The organism is Spiroplasma endosymbiont of Poecilobothrus nobilitatus, from assembly GCF_964030655.1.
In the GTDB taxonomy this organism is placed as follows: Bacteria; Bacillota_I; Bacilli_A; order Mycoplasmatales; family Mycoplasmataceae; genus Spiroplasma.
In genome coordinates, this window is the sequence record NZ_OZ034915.1 from 429,142 (window position 1) to 444,483 (window position 15,342).

At 26.9% G+C, this 15,342-nt stretch carries 18 protein-coding genes and 1 pseudogene; 4 read left to right on the forward strand and 15 right to left on the reverse strand.

What is annotated here, in order from left to right:
* Positions 1 to 2: 2 nt before the first annotated feature.
* The 3 genes from AAHM76_RS02490 to AAHM76_RS02500 all read right to left on the reverse strand — a co-directional run bounded on the left by AAHM76_RS02490 (position 3) and on the right by AAHM76_RS02500 (position 790).
* Entirely contained in the window at positions 3 to 140 is a 138-nt protein-coding gene (locus tag AAHM76_RS02490; protein WP_342256529.1) for a hypothetical protein, read from the reverse strand.
* Between the two features lies 1 nt (position 141).
* A complete protein-coding gene (locus AAHM76_RS02495; protein ID WP_342256530.1) occupies positions 142 to 315 on the reverse strand; it encodes a hypothetical protein in 174 nt (57 codons plus the stop codon).
* Positions 316 to 505: 190 nt separating this feature from the next.
* Positions 506 to 790, reverse strand: coding sequence for a hypothetical protein (locus AAHM76_RS02500; RefSeq protein WP_342256531.1), 285 nt, complete (start codon positions 788 to 790; stop codon positions 506 to 508).
* Positions 791 to 2,277: 1,487 nt separating this feature from the next.
* Here AAHM76_RS02500 and AAHM76_RS02505 point away from each other — a divergent pair.
* Positions 2,278 to 3,389: pseudogene (locus tag AAHM76_RS02505) on the forward strand (IS3 family transposase).
* 245 nt (positions 3,390 to 3,634) lie between these two features.
* Here the strand turns inward: AAHM76_RS02505 and AAHM76_RS02510 are convergent.
* From AAHM76_RS02510 to AAHM76_RS02520, 3 genes are all read right to left on the reverse strand, one after another.
* Positions 3,635 to 3,787, reverse strand: a complete 153-nt coding sequence (locus AAHM76_RS02510; protein ID WP_342256532.1) for a transposase — start codon at positions 3,785 to 3,787, stop codon at positions 3,635 to 3,637.
* Positions 3,788 to 3,986: 199 nt separating this feature from the next.
* On the reverse strand, positions 3,987 to 4,634 hold the full coding sequence (locus AAHM76_RS02515) for a hypothetical protein (protein ID WP_342256533.1): 648 nt from the start codon (positions 4,632 to 4,634) through the stop codon (positions 3,987 to 3,989).
* A 196-nt stretch (positions 4,635 to 4,830) separates the two neighbouring features.
* Positions 4,831 to 7,653, reverse strand: coding sequence for a cation-translocating P-type ATPase (locus AAHM76_RS02520; RefSeq protein WP_342256534.1), 2,823 nt, complete (start codon positions 7,651 to 7,653; stop codon positions 4,831 to 4,833).
* An 840-nt stretch (positions 7,654 to 8,493) separates the two neighbouring features.
* Here AAHM76_RS02520 and AAHM76_RS02525 point away from each other — a divergent pair.
* The 3 genes from AAHM76_RS02525 (at position 8,494) to AAHM76_RS02535 (ending at position 9,425) form a co-directional block, all read left to right on the forward strand.
* Positions 8,494 to 8,886, forward strand: a complete 393-nt coding sequence (locus tag AAHM76_RS02525; RefSeq protein ID WP_342256535.1) for an IS1/IS1595 family N-terminal zinc-binding domain-containing protein — start codon at positions 8,494 to 8,496, stop codon at positions 8,884 to 8,886.
* Between the two features lie 5 nt (positions 8,887 to 8,891).
* Positions 8,892 to 9,104 carry a hypothetical protein gene (locus tag AAHM76_RS02530; protein ID WP_342256536.1) on the forward strand — a complete coding sequence of 71 codons (213 nt, stop codon included), beginning with the start codon at positions 8,892 to 8,894 and terminating at the stop codon, positions 9,102 to 9,104.
* Positions 9,105 to 9,191: 87 nt separating this feature from the next.
* A complete protein-coding gene (locus AAHM76_RS02535) occupies positions 9,192 to 9,425 on the forward strand; it encodes a hypothetical protein (RefSeq protein WP_342256537.1) in 234 nt (77 codons plus the stop codon).
* 324 nt (positions 9,426 to 9,749) lie between these two features.
* Here AAHM76_RS02535 and AAHM76_RS02540 read toward each other — a convergent pair whose 3' ends face one another.
* The 9 genes from AAHM76_RS02540 to parC all read right to left on the reverse strand — a co-directional run bounded on the left by AAHM76_RS02540 (position 9,750) and on the right by parC (position 15,341).
* On the reverse strand, positions 9,750 to 10,007 hold the full coding sequence (locus AAHM76_RS02540; RefSeq protein ID WP_342256538.1) for a hypothetical protein: 258 nt from the start codon (positions 10,005 to 10,007) through the stop codon (positions 9,750 to 9,752).
* A gap of 175 nt (positions 10,008 to 10,182) precedes the next feature.
* A complete protein-coding gene (gene rpmG, locus AAHM76_RS02545) occupies positions 10,183 to 10,332 on the reverse strand; it encodes a 50S ribosomal protein L33 (RefSeq protein ID WP_342256539.1) in 150 nt (49 codons plus the stop codon).
* 201 nt (positions 10,333 to 10,533) lie between these two features.
* A complete protein-coding gene (locus tag AAHM76_RS02550) occupies positions 10,534 to 10,953 on the reverse strand; it encodes a hypothetical protein (protein WP_342256540.1) in 420 nt (139 codons plus the stop codon).
* Positions 10,953 to 11,228 carry a hypothetical protein gene (locus tag AAHM76_RS02555; protein WP_342256541.1) on the reverse strand — a complete coding sequence of 92 codons (276 nt, stop codon included), beginning with the start codon at positions 11,226 to 11,228 and terminating at the stop codon, positions 10,953 to 10,955. Before AAHM76_RS02555 ends, AAHM76_RS02550 begins: the two co-directional genes overlap by 1 nt.
* Positions 11,229 to 11,403: 175 nt before the next feature.
* Positions 11,404 to 11,532, reverse strand: coding sequence for a hypothetical protein (locus tag AAHM76_RS02560; RefSeq protein WP_342256542.1), 129 nt, complete (start codon positions 11,530 to 11,532; stop codon positions 11,404 to 11,406).
* A gap of 45 nt (positions 11,533 to 11,577) precedes the next feature.
* Complete coding sequence (locus tag AAHM76_RS02565; protein WP_342256543.1) at positions 11,578 to 11,751, reverse strand: hypothetical protein; 174 nt, start codon at positions 11,749 to 11,751, stop codon at positions 11,578 to 11,580.
* A 59-nt stretch (positions 11,752 to 11,810) separates the two neighbouring features.
* Positions 11,811 to 11,978: a hypothetical protein gene (locus tag AAHM76_RS02570; protein WP_342256544.1), complete on the reverse strand. Its 168-nt coding sequence runs from the start codon at positions 11,976 to 11,978 to the stop codon at positions 11,811 to 11,813.
* Positions 11,979 to 12,026: 48 nt separating this feature from the next.
* Positions 12,027 to 12,476 (reverse strand): hypothetical protein, encoded by a 450-nt coding sequence (locus tag AAHM76_RS02575; RefSeq protein WP_342256545.1) that lies wholly within the window; start codon positions 12,474 to 12,476, stop codon positions 12,027 to 12,029.
* 204 nt (positions 12,477 to 12,680) lie between these two features.
* Entirely contained in the window at positions 12,681 to 15,341 is a 2,661-nt protein-coding gene (gene parC / locus AAHM76_RS02580) for a DNA topoisomerase IV subunit A (RefSeq protein ID WP_342256546.1), read from the reverse strand.
* Position 15,342 lies beyond the last annotated feature (1 nt).

A 15,342-nucleotide genomic window follows, 5' to 3' on the forward strand; every position in this document is an offset into this window, starting at 1 on the left:
AATTAAATTTCCTCTAATTCCATTTCATTAATTAAATTATCAATATAGTCATAAGCACTTTCTTCTGAATAACATTCTTCTAATGCCATGTTAAATAAGTCTTCTTCAGTATAAACATAACCATTTTCATCTTTTCACATTTTATTCACATCCTTTTCATTTAATATTTGTATTTTCTAAATCAATAATTGTTGTTAATCATTCTTGTTGATTTTCAATATCAGCAGTAATTTTTGCTTCTTCTAATGTATAAAAGCAGTCTGTTTTAAAATCACCATATTTACTTTTAATTACTAATAAGTATCTTTTGTTCATAATTTGCTTCCCCTAATTCTTTTTAATATTTAATGTTCAATGTTCATCAGTAATATCATCTTGTGATACTGTATAACTTCTAATAATTAATTCATTTAATTTGTTTTTTATATTGCATTCTTTATGAAAACAATATCCTCAATATTTTTGTTTAAGATAAATTTTATTTAACTTTTTTATATAAACCTCCCTAAATTATTCCTTTGATTTTTTGGTCAATTTGTAAGATTTTTCATCCATCTGATGCTAAATCTAAAATATCGTTAATTTTGTAATATTGCATATATGAAGCAATAACATCTCATTTATCTTTAAATAAATTTAAGTACATTTTTGCTCATTCTAAACATTGCAAATCATAATGCTTTTTATGATGTGAAATACGACAATTAACAGATTGACAATTAATTCAATCAAATGATGTTGTTATTTCATTTCAAGTTTTATTAATATACAAACTTTTATATTCTGTCATTTTTCAATTCCTCCTATTTTTAACTCGCTGGCACTAATTCCCAAATGAAAGTGCCAAAGCGATAATTAGTTATATAAATATTTATCTATTTATTTACTACGCCATCCGCTTCACTTTGAAGGTGAGCGGTGGCGGTATATTATTTAATAATCGACAGTTGTTTTTTCCTTTTGGATCCAGAGAATTCTCTCTCTTCATCCGCACCATTTCAGGTCAAAGCGTTCAGTTTTTAAAATAAATTCACTTGCATCTTGAAGAGCCTAATGCTGACTTTGTGGTTTTTAAACCGCTGTCACTTCTAAGAAGTAATATCTATCGCAAATTTATTTATAAAGTGATCATCTCTTTTTTTATTGTCGTTTGATGTTGACCTTGCACTTATCACGACTATCGCTTAGTTATTTAACATAACCAGCGCCGATTTACATTTTTCCTCATACACTATTTCAGTACTTGCCTCGGCCGGCTGTGGGAATGAGTATAAACTCATGTTCTTATGGAAAGCACTTAGTTATTTAAAATAACCGCCCCACTCTGTATTAAGTTGTTTTATAAAATCAAAGTTTAAAAGAACCAGTTTTATAATCAAAGATAATTTTTGAATTTTCAAGTTTCTGATAAAATTGTTTTTGATTTTTATTTTTTGTATGATTTAATAAATTTTTATGTTTTTTACAAGTTCATAAAACTTTATTTGATACAAATTTATCGGTAATAAATGATATTGATTTATAACAATCATTAACATCACATATTTTTTGTTGTTTATTAATTGCTATTACTATCTCCTTTCTTTGAAATTATTTTTTATTTATTAGCAAATTAATTAACTGAAACAGAGAAAGGACAACACATTAAAATTGGAGAAAAAACAGGTACACTTTGTAAAGATTTCTAAAATATTTAATAAATATGTAATACAACTTTTAAAAAGTTAACAAAAGTTGTGATAAAAAGTTTCTATTTTAAGAATTTAAGATGCTGTCCTTTCTCTGAAACAATAAATAATTTGGTTTTATAAATAAAAAAACAACCCTTTTATTTAACAAGAGTTGTTTTTTGCCGCTTCATCGTACATGATACATAATATGATAGTACTAAAGATGAAGATGGCTATGAAATCCCGATTAAATTAAATGATGAACCAATTTATGATAATATTCCATCTTCTAAAAATGAACCAATCTATGATTATTTACCACCAGCAAAACCAGTTCCAGAATTAAGAAAAGAAACAATTATTACAGTTCCAAAGTTAGATTCAACAAAAGTTAGCGATGTGTATAAAAATATCACATAAAATGAAAATGATGCAGTAGAAGAAAATACTGTTGAAAGATAAAATAATAAACTAAGTTAAAATCTTTGAATAATATTATTTTTATTTTAACTATTTAATAACATGTTGGATAGGCTACAATTATTAGGACCATAATTATATAGACTTCAAAATTAGATAAAATTATTAAGAAAGAAGGAATATAAAAATGGGAAATAAAACTTCATACTCTGAAGAATTTAAAAAACAAATTGTCATGCTATATAAAAATGGTAAAAGTGTTATTGATATAAAGCAAGAATATAATTTACCAAAACCAACTATTTATAGTTGAGTTAAAAATTATAATAATTCTGGTTAATTTAAAGAAAAAGACAATCGCACACTAGAAGAAAATGAAATAATAACTTTACGAAAAGAACTTAAAGACTTGAAAATGGAAAATGACATTTTAAAGCAAGCCGCACTGATAATCGCCAAAAAATAACAATAATTAATAACAACAAAACAAAATATTCAGTAAGAAAAATATGTAAGATTTTGGGTTTATCAAAATCAACGTATTATTATCAAACTAATAAATGTATTAACAAGCAAGTTAATAATTATGAACAAGAAATTATCAGTGCCTTTAATAAAGGTCGCAAAATTTATGGGGCTCGCAAAATTAAAGTTATTTTAAACAGAAAAGATATCATCTTATCGCGGCTAAAAATCAGATTCTTTATGATCAAAAATAATTTGGTTTCTAAATACACCAAATTAAAATATCATAATCATAAAACAACAGTCAATAATGACCAAATTAATAATATTTTAAATCGTCAATTTAACAACAAAAAACCTAATGAAGTTATTGTTAGTGATTTAACATATGTTCAAGTTGGCGCTAAATGACATTATATTTGTTTATTAATTGACTTGTTTAATCGTGAAATAATTGGTTATAGTGCTGGGCCGAATAAAACAGACGAACTGATCCAACAAGCTTTTCATAAAATAACACGACCATTAAATCAAATAACTCTATTTCATACTGATCGTGGTAATGAGTTTAAAAATAAAATCATTGATGAAATTTTAATAACTTTTAATATTAAAATATCATTAAGCAATAAAGGCTGCCCTTATGATAATGCTGTGGCTGAAACAACTTACAAAACTTTTAAAAATGAATTTATTAAGGGTAAAAAATTTAAAAATTTAACACAATTAAAATACGAACTTTTTGATTTTGTGCATTGATATAACAATATTCGAATTAATGGCAGTTTAAATTATTTATCTCCAGTTACTTTTAGAAAACAAATGTCTATATAAAAAGTGTCCTAAAAAGTGTTGCCATTCCATAGTTTGATAATAATACGTTGATTTTGATAAACCCAAAATCTTACATATTTTTCTTACTGAATATTTTGTTTTGTTGTTATTAATTATTGTTATTTTTTGGCGATTATCAGTGCGGCTTGCTTTAAAATGTCATTTTCCATTTTCAAGTCTTTAAGTTCTTTTCGTAAAGTTATTATTTCATTTTCTTCTAGTGTGCGATTGTCTTTTTCTTTAAATTAACCAGAATTATTATAATTTTTAACTCAACTATAAATAGTTGGTTTTGGTAAATTATATTCTTGCTTTATATCAATAACACTTTTACCATTTTTATATAGCATGACAATTTGTTTTTTAAATTCTTCAGAGTATGAAGTTTTATTTCCCATTTTTATATTCCTTCTTTCTTAATAATTTTATCTAATTTTGAAGTCTATATAATTATGGTCCTAATAATTGTAGCCTATACAATGTTTTATATTTTAAATTATATATTTTATTATTTTCTTGAAATCTCCAAAATGTGTGTGGTATACTACATTTTATTTTTAAATGTTATTTAGTTCAATAAATTAAAAAGGTATTTTTTTATTTTTCTAAAACTCTTATTTTCTTTATACGACCTTTAAAAATCTCATCAATAAATTTAATAAAATATGCTTCTAATTTATCTTGAATATTACTTAAAGCATCTAAATCATTAGTTATAACTACGATAGTTTCAATGTTATCCCGCGCTTGCAATCCTTTAAATCTCACTTCATAATAAATATCAACCCGCACTGTAATTCCCAATACCACTTCCGAAGTAACTTCTAATAACTTTGCGATGTTATAAAAATTAATATTATATAAAGTAAATGAAATATCATCCTCCATTAAAAACAACGGTATTGTATCAACATAATAATTTGAATAGCGATCTCGTAAACTTTGATTCAAATTATCAAACTCTGCTTTAAAACCAACAAACAATTTTTTTAAAACACGATATGAACTAATTTCTTTTCCTGTTAAAGTTAAACTATCATTCTCTTTTTTTAACTCATCAACTAACTCTGTAAAAAATGATACTTGATCTGGATAATCATTAATATCAATTGTTGCCTTTGTTTGCCATCATGCATTTAAAGCTTGGTTTACTTCCTTTTTGATATGATTTAAAATGTCAAGATCTTGATTAACATCTAAGTCATCATCTACTTCACAGTCATGCTTTGGTTGTGCGCGGTACAACTAGCCATCGTCAAAGCGCTACCACTTACTAACACAAAAGAACTAAAAAGCGTTAATAACTTTTTCATTAATGTTCCACCTTCCTTCAATAAGATACCTATCATTATATTGAATAAAAAAAGCATGGGGGTGCTTTTAACAACTTAATTGCTCAATATAATATTTACTAAAAATTATTTCTAACACAATTATTCCTTTATAACTTTCTTATTTTAATTTTACCAAGTTTTTGTAAATGTTGTTTTAACCCATGATGTAATCAAAAATGACAAGCATCAGTTATCACAATAATTGTTACAGGAATCATTGCCATTGCTAAACAAGAAGGAATAAAATATCAATTATTTAAATTATAAACTTCTAAATCATTTAAGTTTAATGCTTTATTATTAATTCAAGGAATAAACAAAATAACAATATTTAATAAAACTGCTCCTATTGCGGCATAAATTAATGGTCGATTAATAATTGGAGTAAAACGTTGTTTTATTTTTCAATTTGTTAAAGTAACAGTATTAATAAACATACTTGGTGCACAAGTTAAAGCAATAAAAATCCCTGTTCGTCCAAAATCAGAAATTTGCAATTTCATTTCAATCGTAATATTAGGATCACTACTTCGCAAAAAATCAAAAACTGTTTGATAACCATAGGCTTCGTATGCTTGGGTTGGAACAAAGCTCATTCCAAAATAATAAGCACCAACACAAACACTTGTTGTTAAAATTATAATGCGAATCATTGGTCCTCAAATATTCCGAAATAAGGGATTCTTCCCTTGCGCTGGTTTAATTGTCATTAATGTATCATCATTATCAGCCATTCCAATACAAATTGCTAAAATTGATTCAATAACTAAATTCATTCATAAAATATCAGTTGCTTCTACTGGCGAAAAATGGTTAATTAAGGATAAAATAAAAATTGATAAAACATTTGCTAAATTAACCCCAATCACAAAAGTAATTGCCCGGCGGATTTTTTGATAAACATTACGGCCTTCATTAACCCCTTTAATAATTGTTTCAAAATTATCATCCGTTAAAATAACATCAGCTGCTTGTTTTGCAACATCCGTTCCGGTAATTCCCATTGCTACCCCAATATCAGCTTTTACTAAACTTGGAGCATCATTAACCCCATCTCCTGTCATTGAAACAAGATAATCTTTCTGCTGTAAAATATTAACAATCCGAACTTTATGTTCAGGATTAACTCGTGCAAATACTTTAATATTATCAACAATTCGAATTAATTGCTCATCTCTAATTGCATTTAACTGCTCCGAAGAAATTACTTCATATTCTGAATAAGCTAAGTCTAATTCCTTTGCAATTGCTAGGGCAGTTGTTGCATGATCACCAGTAATCATAACAACTTTAATTCCAGCAGCATGTGCTTTTTTTACTGCTTCAATAGCAGATTGACGAACAGGGTCAATCATTCCAACGGCTCCTAAAAAAATTAAATTTTTTTCTAACGACTCTGGGTTTTGTTCATCATCAAAGTTAGTATTATAAGCAAAAGCTAATACCCGCAATGCTTGCGCTGATAAATCATCTGCTAACTTTAACAACAATGCTTTATCTTTTTTTGTTAATGTTAAAATTTCATTCTGAATTATAATGCGATTACAGCGTTCTAATAAACTATCCAATGCTCCTTTTGTAAAAGTTGTACTAACACCTTCAATAACATTTAAAGTTGACATTAATTTCCGTTCAGAATCAAAAGGTACTTCATCAATTCGTTCTCATTTATCACGCGAATCTTGCTCATCATATGCAAATAATTCAGCATAATCAACTAATGCTAATTCTGTTGGATCACCAATTCGTTCTTTATCTTCAGTAACACTATCGTTACATAAAACTAATGCTTTTAAAAATAAATCTTGGTTCTGATCAAGACTACTATTGATATATTCTTCAGCATTAATTACAGCATTATTCATCATTACTTTTTTAACTGTCATTTTATTTTGTGTTAAAGTCCCTGTTTTATCAGTACAAATAACATTGACACTTCCTAATGTTTCCATACTAGCAAGTTTTTTGACAATCACATTTTGTTTTGCCATTCGTTTGGTTGAAAATGATAAAGTAATAGAAACAACTGCTGCTAATGATTCTGGAATCACCCCAATTGCTAAAGTAATTGCTACCATTAAATAATTAGTTCATCCACTTTTATTACCATTAAAGTATAATGCTAAAAAAATAACAATAGCAATAATAAAACTTAAGCCTGCAATTCAATACGAAAACTTTGTTAGTTTTTTTTCTAAATTTGTAGCAGTTTCTTCTGTTTCATTAATTGTTGTTGCAATTTTTCCAATTTCTGTTTGTTGACCAACCTTAATAACTACGCCAACTGCTCGCCCAGCCGTAATAAAAGTTGACATAAAAGTAATATTTTTCATTTCTGCCAAAATTGTTGTTGGTTCAATTGGGTAAGCTGTTTTATGAACAGGAACACTTTCCCCCGTTAAAATTGCTTCATCAATAAATACATCAGATTGTTCAATAATGCGTAGTTCCGCTGGAACATATTTCCCTGCTTCTAAAATAACAATATCACCAACTGTTAATTCATTGGCTGGAATTTCTTGCTGATAATCATTTCGAATTACTACCGCTTTTGGTTTTGATAAAGATTTTAAAGCGGCCATTGATTTCCGCGCTTTTACTGTTTGGATTGTTTCTAGAATTGCATCAAGGATAACAATTGCTGCAATTACTGAAAAATCAATAAAATATTCCCCCTTAATTTGTCAATTATTTCCAATCATTGGCGCAATTACTGAAATTACAGCTGCTGCAATTAAAATTAATTGGATTGGTTCAATTAAGGCTTTGCCAAAAATAACATATCATGGTGTTACTTTACTTTTTGGTAATTCATTTTTTCCATATTGTTTTTGCCGAACAATTACTTCTTCTGAAGTTAAGCCCGTTTCAAAATTAGTTTTTAAATTAGTTTCTAAGTTGCTATTATTCTGGGATATGTATTCTTCCATCACTAATGACCTTTCTATTTTACTGTGTTGTTAATTATTATACCTTAAAAATATTATTTTAAAAAAGTTATTTTTGCTTCTTAATCATGAACTTTTTTTGAAAATAAAGTTATTTATTTTTATTTAAGATGTAAATAAAAAATTAAAATCAGAAATAATATTTCTGATTTTAATTTTACTTAAATTATAAATTTTTATGGCGCTTAACAAGATTCGTTTGATTAATGCCAAACATTGAATAATAAGGATTTCGTCATTTTACAACACCTTGCCCCATTCGGTTGTAATTGTTTGAAGCATTACGCAATTAAATTAATCCTTTGCTTTGTTAATTCTAATAAATTACCTTGAATAAAAAAGGCCGCTTTTGATAAATGTTTGTTACCTATTGTCTTTTTTTATTTTTTAATGTCATTTGCCGAGAATGTTTTTTGTATCTTTTTTAATTTTTTTATTTTTTTAAACTAAGTGCTAGTTTTGATGCTGGGTTTGACTTATTGGACGTGCATTATAATTTACTTTAATCTTAATATTATATTGTTGTCGCATTAAATTTAAAATTGTTTTTTTGAGCAAAAGTTAATTATGTTTTTATTTTTAAAATTCGTTCAATTGAAATAAAATTTAATTTTAGTGAATTTAAAAATTTAAAAGTTTTTAACGCTTTTGGATCTAAATTTAATTTGTTCAACATTATCCACCATTCCTTTTATTGGATATATTATACATTTTTTTCTATTAAATTAAAAATATTTTTTCTTTAATTTTGTAGAAAACTCTTGATATTTATAAAATATACCTAAAATTAGGTATATTTTTAATATAAGAGGTGAATAATTAATGGAAAAAATAATTGAAGAATTAATAAATAGTTTAACAGATGATCAATTTTTAGAATTTCATGAAAAAGTCAAAAAAGAAGCAGAATTAATTAAAAAACAAAAACGCTTAAATGAAATTGATCAAAAACTTAGGGATAAAGGTATTAAATGTCCTAATTGTCAATATTTTTATTGTGTTAAAAATGGTCATAATCCTGAAGGAAAACAAAAATATTTATGCAAAAAATGTCGTGCTAGTTTTGATGCTTTTCGTGATCATTTTACGTATTGAAGTCATTTAAATTATGAACAGTGAAATTTATTGATTCAAATTTCATTATTAGGCAAATCTAGTAAAATGATTTCCCACTTTATTAAAACATCACCGAAAACCGCTTGATATAATCGCTAAAAATAATGAAATCAAAACAATTAGAAAACACCCAATTAAAATTTAAAACGTTAAATGGCCGAATTCAAATCGATGAAACATTTATTAAAGAAATCCACAAAGGTAATTTTAAAGATAAATTTGATAAAAGAAAAATTAATCTTTATTCATTTTCAACCAACAATAAATGTTGTATTCAAATGGATGTTGATAGCAATAATAATATTTATGTTAAATAAACCAACACAAAACGATTACAAAAACAGTGAATTATTGAAAATATTAATAAACAATTAATCAAAGAAAATTCAATTATTATTTCTGACATGCAACCATTATATTTATTAGTAGCAAAACAAACAAATTCTATTTTATTAGCAACTAAAACTAGTACAAATCCTGATGCTAGTTATCGGAAGTTAAATAAAATTAGTAAATTACAATCAAATCTTAAAGAATCCTTAATTCATTATCATGGCTTAGGTTTCACGAACATTCAAAATTATTTAAATCACTGAAAATGAAAATACCAGCATAAAGGTTTAACGCCAAACCAATAATCATCGGTATTATATTTTAACGTATAAAAAAGTTAAATAACAATATTAAAAGTTTATATAATTTTCTTTTAAAGTTATCATATTGATGATTTTTTTTATTTCATCAAGAGTTTTCTACAAAATTAAAATATTTTTTCATAAAATAGGTTAAAACTTCTTGTTGTGAATAGATATTAACATTTTTCTTAATTGTAATATAATGATGCTTTTTAAAAAAGCAACAGCTGGTAAAAAGGCATAAACAGTAATATCTAAAAAACCGTTTGTTTGTGCTTCTAATTCTAACTGTTTTAGCAATTTTTTACCAAAATATCACCCTAGATATTAAGGGTCAACATATAAATCAGTGATTTGATTTTGTTGGGGATGATAAAGCACACCATAACCTAAAATTTTATTTTCAAAACTAATTACATATCCTATTTCGGTTTCTAATTTTTTATAAAAATTATTATTCTGAAAATACTGTAAAATAGCTTCTTGTTTTAAAAGATTATAATCATCAAGACTAATTTTCTTAATTATTTTTTGTCTTAACTGATTAATTTGGTCTTGATCAATAATTGTAACTTTTCGAATCATTCGTTCTTCCTTCCCTTAACATTTTTTTTGCTATTTTAAAATAATCAAAAAAACCGATATGAAAGTATTGTTATCTACTTTACCTTAATTATAACATAAAACCTGTTAATCCAAACAGATGTTAAGTCTAATCTTTGATGAAAATAATTTTAAAAAAATAACTCATTAGGATGAATTATTTTTTTTCTTTATGTAAAGTATGTTGGTTACATTTTGAACAATATTTTTTCACTTCTAATTTGTCCTGTTGTTTCTTTTTGCCACGTTTTGCAATGTAGTTTTCTTCCTTACATTGCTCACAACGTAAAATTATTCCTTCGCGCATTTATTTACTCCTCTTTTCTGCTTAAATCCTATTCTTCCCGAATTTTACAACAAATATATCATAGCAAAATAATTTAAATTTGCCAATTATTTTCGCCTCTTTCCGCATTTTTTTAATTATCTCAACGAAAAATTCGAACAATTAGTCATATTAAGAGACCAGTTAAAACAACTGAACCCAACATAACGCCGCAACCAATACTTAAGCACTTGATTGATAAAATTGCTTCTTTATAGTGTGCACCAAATAAAGCCGGAATGAAAGCTGCAAATAAGAATGAACCTCCGACACAAATAAAATTGTTAAAATGGTAGTTACTATTGATTGCATTGTTCGCAAATTAATTAAGATAACAGCAATAATCATTAAAGCAATCGCAAAAGCAGTAATAAAAATTGAAATAATGAAAAACAAAAGAACAATTAAATTATACGCAACAGCAAAATTAATCTTTAACACCACATTAATAATGAAACTAGTAATTAAAACTAGGAAATCAGCAATTAATACTAAGGTAAAACAATAAGCGTAAACAATTAAAACAAAGCCTAATGGTTTGATTCCTAATAATCCAATGTGTTTATAGACAACAGACATTTTTAAATCAATTAAAAAGCCCATTAAGATATATACAGCAACACTTGCCCCCGTTGCAATAAAAGTAACCCCAATGATAGTGCCATAACATTCGGCCCTTGGCGGTAGTTAACAAAAATTGCTTGGCAAAGAATTGCAATTGTAATTAGTACAACGGAAAGAATTAAAACCATTTTTTGACGTCGTAAATAACTTAGAAAAAAACGATATAGGGCTGATAAATTAACTTTTTCATTAACTAATCAACTATTTTTTATTTTTATCGATGTATTTTGCTCAGTTTTTCGCTTATTTGTCATGTTCGATTGTTCCTGTTCTATAGCCCTGTTTATAAGCGCCAATTTGATATTCTTTAAATTGATCTTTGACAAAAGCTTCAACACTGCCATATTCGGCAACAACATCAACTACTTTTGTTAATTTTGTAATTTATCCTGCAACCATAAAAATTAAAGTATCACAAAACTTCTCAATTTATTCCATATTATGGGAAATTAATAATAATGCTTTATTTTCATTTGCTAAAAAAATACTTAAAATTTCATATATTTTATCTTTAATTTCTAAATCTGAGCCAGTTGCTAATTCATCAAGAATAATCAAATCTGGATCAACAATTAATGCTAATAAAATATTAATCTTTTGTTGTTATCCGCCAGATAATTTTGAAATATCCTTGTTCATAATTTTTTCAATTTGTAAATTTAATAAAAGTTGATAAATTTTTTTTGGTGGAATTAATAAATTATAAGCTTTTAAATACAAATTTAAAATATCATAACCAGTAATGCCACGAGGATATTTAGATTCTTGCAATTGCATCCCAATCCGAATTCCAACTTGTTTTTCACTGCCGCCATTGTAAACACGACGTAATTGGGCTAAAATTTCACATAGAGTTGTTTTTTCCCCGTTCCATTTGGTCCAACAACTCCAATTCGATCCCCTTTTTGTACAGTTAAACTGACATTTTTTAAGACATGTTGTTTTCGATAAAATTTATTAATATTAGTACATTTAACTAAAAAGTCTGTTCCCAAATTAGTCATTTTTTATTCGCTCTTCGTGTTTTTATCTTTAATCACTAAAATTATATATTAAAAATCAGTCAAAATTGACTGATTTTTAATATATTTTTTACTTTTATCTAAAATATCATGAATAGTTAATTGTAATTCTTTTGTTTCATCAATTGCTAAATCTTTTTTAAATTTAGCTTTCGTTACACTTTTATTTTTAATTTGTTTAAAATCAACTTTTTGCATTGTTTGTTCATGATTATTTGAAGAAACATTTCTTAATCCAACCTTAATTGTTCCAGCTGGAGCTTGTTCAATTTCTTTTAATCATTTTGTTCGTGATTTTTCTTTTATAATAGACTTATCTTTTGGTTTATCTTTTTCGCTATTATTAAACTCAAAATTAATTTGTTGTTGTCTATTTTTAAGAAGAGTTTCCACTGTTGTGACCGCTTTTCCAAAGGTTTTGCGAACAAATAATGGAGATGGTTCTTGTTCAAGTGGAGATACTATTGTACTAGTTTCCACATTTGTTAAGGTTTGCTCTAATTGTCGTTTACTTTGTTGTTATTTTCGAACTTTCTTTTTTGTCTCTTTTATATTTTTATTTTTCTGGCGCATTTTTTCTCCGCGTGGTTTACCCACAATGTTTTTGTTAATAGTTTTTTTACTGTTTGAATGATAGTCAAGCGTTGTTATTGGTTCTGCTTTTGCAATAACTTGCTCAACTTGTTAAATTTCTTCTGGTGGAATCATTAATGCTAATTTAACATTGACTTCACTTTCTTCATCGTTAGTATTTTCTGAGGTGATTGTTTCTTGATTATAACTTTTTTCATTTGGTTCTGTCTTATTAACAGCAGAATTATTCGTTGGCTTTGTTACTTCAATTAGGGGTTTGATATTGCTCACATTATCATGTTCATTATGATGAAGCGGATGCTTTTTTGCAGCTTCACTACTACTTTCTAATCCCTTTTTTGATGGGATTAGTTTTAAATCATAATAATGGGGAATAACAATATCAACAATATTTTCAAAGCCTAACGTATGATTAGCAGTAACTAATTTATGAACAGGCATTTTATCAGTATTAAATGCCTCAATTTCATCATTTTGATTTAACATATGTAAAATATATTTCCCTTTTGTTAAAAACGTTCATCGGACAAGTTCATTAATATCTTTATTTAACTTATATAATCGTGTTCCTTTTACTGGCCGTGTTGATGTGGGAATTTCTGTTAAATCAATTTTTTTCCCAGTATTAAGATTAGTAATTAACACTAAATTATCATATTCACAATAACCCGCATTAATAACTACATCATCACGTAGATTAATTGATTTTACCCCTGCTGTTCGTAGCCCTAATGTGGGAATTTGTTTTTTACGATATTTAACAATAAAACCGTTTGCTGTTGTTATGACAACATATGGATGATCACCAACTAATTGACTAGCAACAACTTCATCATCATTTTTTAAATTAATAGCTTTAAGAGCCTTGCTAATTCGTGTTGCTTCAAAATCTTTAACAGCTGTTTTTTTAATTATTCCATTTTTAGTTGCCAACATAATGTATTGTTCTTTTTTATTAAAATCATTTAATAAGAAAGCACTAATAATTTTTTCTTCTCCTGGCAACTCAGAAATAGTATTAACATGTTCACCAATATCACGTAACCGAACAGTTTTAATTTTGTAAACCGGAATAATAACATAATTTCCTTTTGAAGTAATTAATAAAATTTTATCAGAAGTATTAGCTTGAAAATCAGCAATTCATAAATCACCTGGTTTTCGTTTAAATTCTTCAGTTGCTAACCGCGATAATTGATTATTTTCTAACGCTTTTAAATACCCATCTCGTGAAATTCAAATATTCAAATCTTTTTCAATAATTGTTTCTGTTTTTTGAATTTCAATTGCTTCAATTTCATTCTCAATCACACTACGACGACGTGAAACAAACTTTTTCTTAATTAATTCTAATTGATGAATAATAACACTATTTAATTTATTAATATCACGTAAAATTGCTTTTAATTCAGCAATTGTTGCAATTAATTCTTTTTGTTCTGCTTTTAATTGTAAAATATCCGTTGAAGTTAAACGGTATAATCGTAACTGGACAATTGCTTCGGCTTGAATTTGGGTAAAACCAAATTTTTTCCCTAAATTATGAATTGCATCACTGCGATCTTTTGAATGGCGAATAACAGCAATTACTTCATCTAAGATACTAATTGTTTTGATTAATCCAGCAACAATTTCTGAGCGTTTTTGTGCTCGTGCTAATTCAAAACGAGAACGATTAGTAATAACTGCTTGTTGATGTTCAACATAGTAGGTTAAGATTTCCTTTAATCCTAATTGTCGTGGTTGTTTATTTGCAATAGCAACCATATTAAAATTATATGAAATTTGTAAATTAGTATTTTTTAATAAAAATTTCCGTACTGTTTCAACATTAGCTTGTTTACCTAATTCAATCACAATTCGTAACCCTTCGCGGTCTGTTTCATCACGAACTTCCTTAATATTTAATCCTAGTTCATTATATTTAATATCATCAATCTTTTTAACTAAGTCTTGTTTAACAACTTCATATGGAATTTCAGTAATTACTAAAGCATTGTTTTCAAACTCAATTTTGCTACGAACAATAATTTTGCCTTTTCCTGTTTGGTATGCCTCTAAAATTCCACTTTTCCCCTGAATAATCCCCCCCGTTGGGAAATCAGGTCCTTTAACATATTTTACTAAATCCTTAACCGTACTGTCTGGTTTTTCAATAAAATTAATTGTTGCATTAATAATTTCATGTAAATTATGTGGTGGAATATTTGTTGCATATCCAGCAGCAATTCCAGTTGAACCATTAACTAATAAATTTGGAAATAAAGCTGGTAATACAACAGGTTCTTGTTCTGAATCATCAAAATTAGGGGCAAAAGCAACTGTTTTTTTATCAAGATCTTGTAATAAAAATGAGGAAATTTCACTTAAACGAGTTTCAGTATAACGCATCGCAGCCGCCGGGTCCCCATCAATTGAACCATTGTTTCCATGCATATCAATTAATGGATAACGAACTTTTCAATCTTGCGATAACCTTACCATTGCATCATAAACTGATGTATCACCATGCGGATGATATTTTCCAATTACTTCTCCGATAATCCGTGCCGATTTTTTATAACTCGTATTAAAAGTTAATCGTAATTCATTCATTGCAAATAAAATGCGGCGTTGCACTGGTTTTAAACCATCACGAACATCAGGCAAAGCTCGATCTTGAATAATATATTTGGCATAACGACCAAAGCGTTCTGACATAATATCATTTAAACTATAAACTAATTCATTTTCTTTTTCGTTATTACTCATT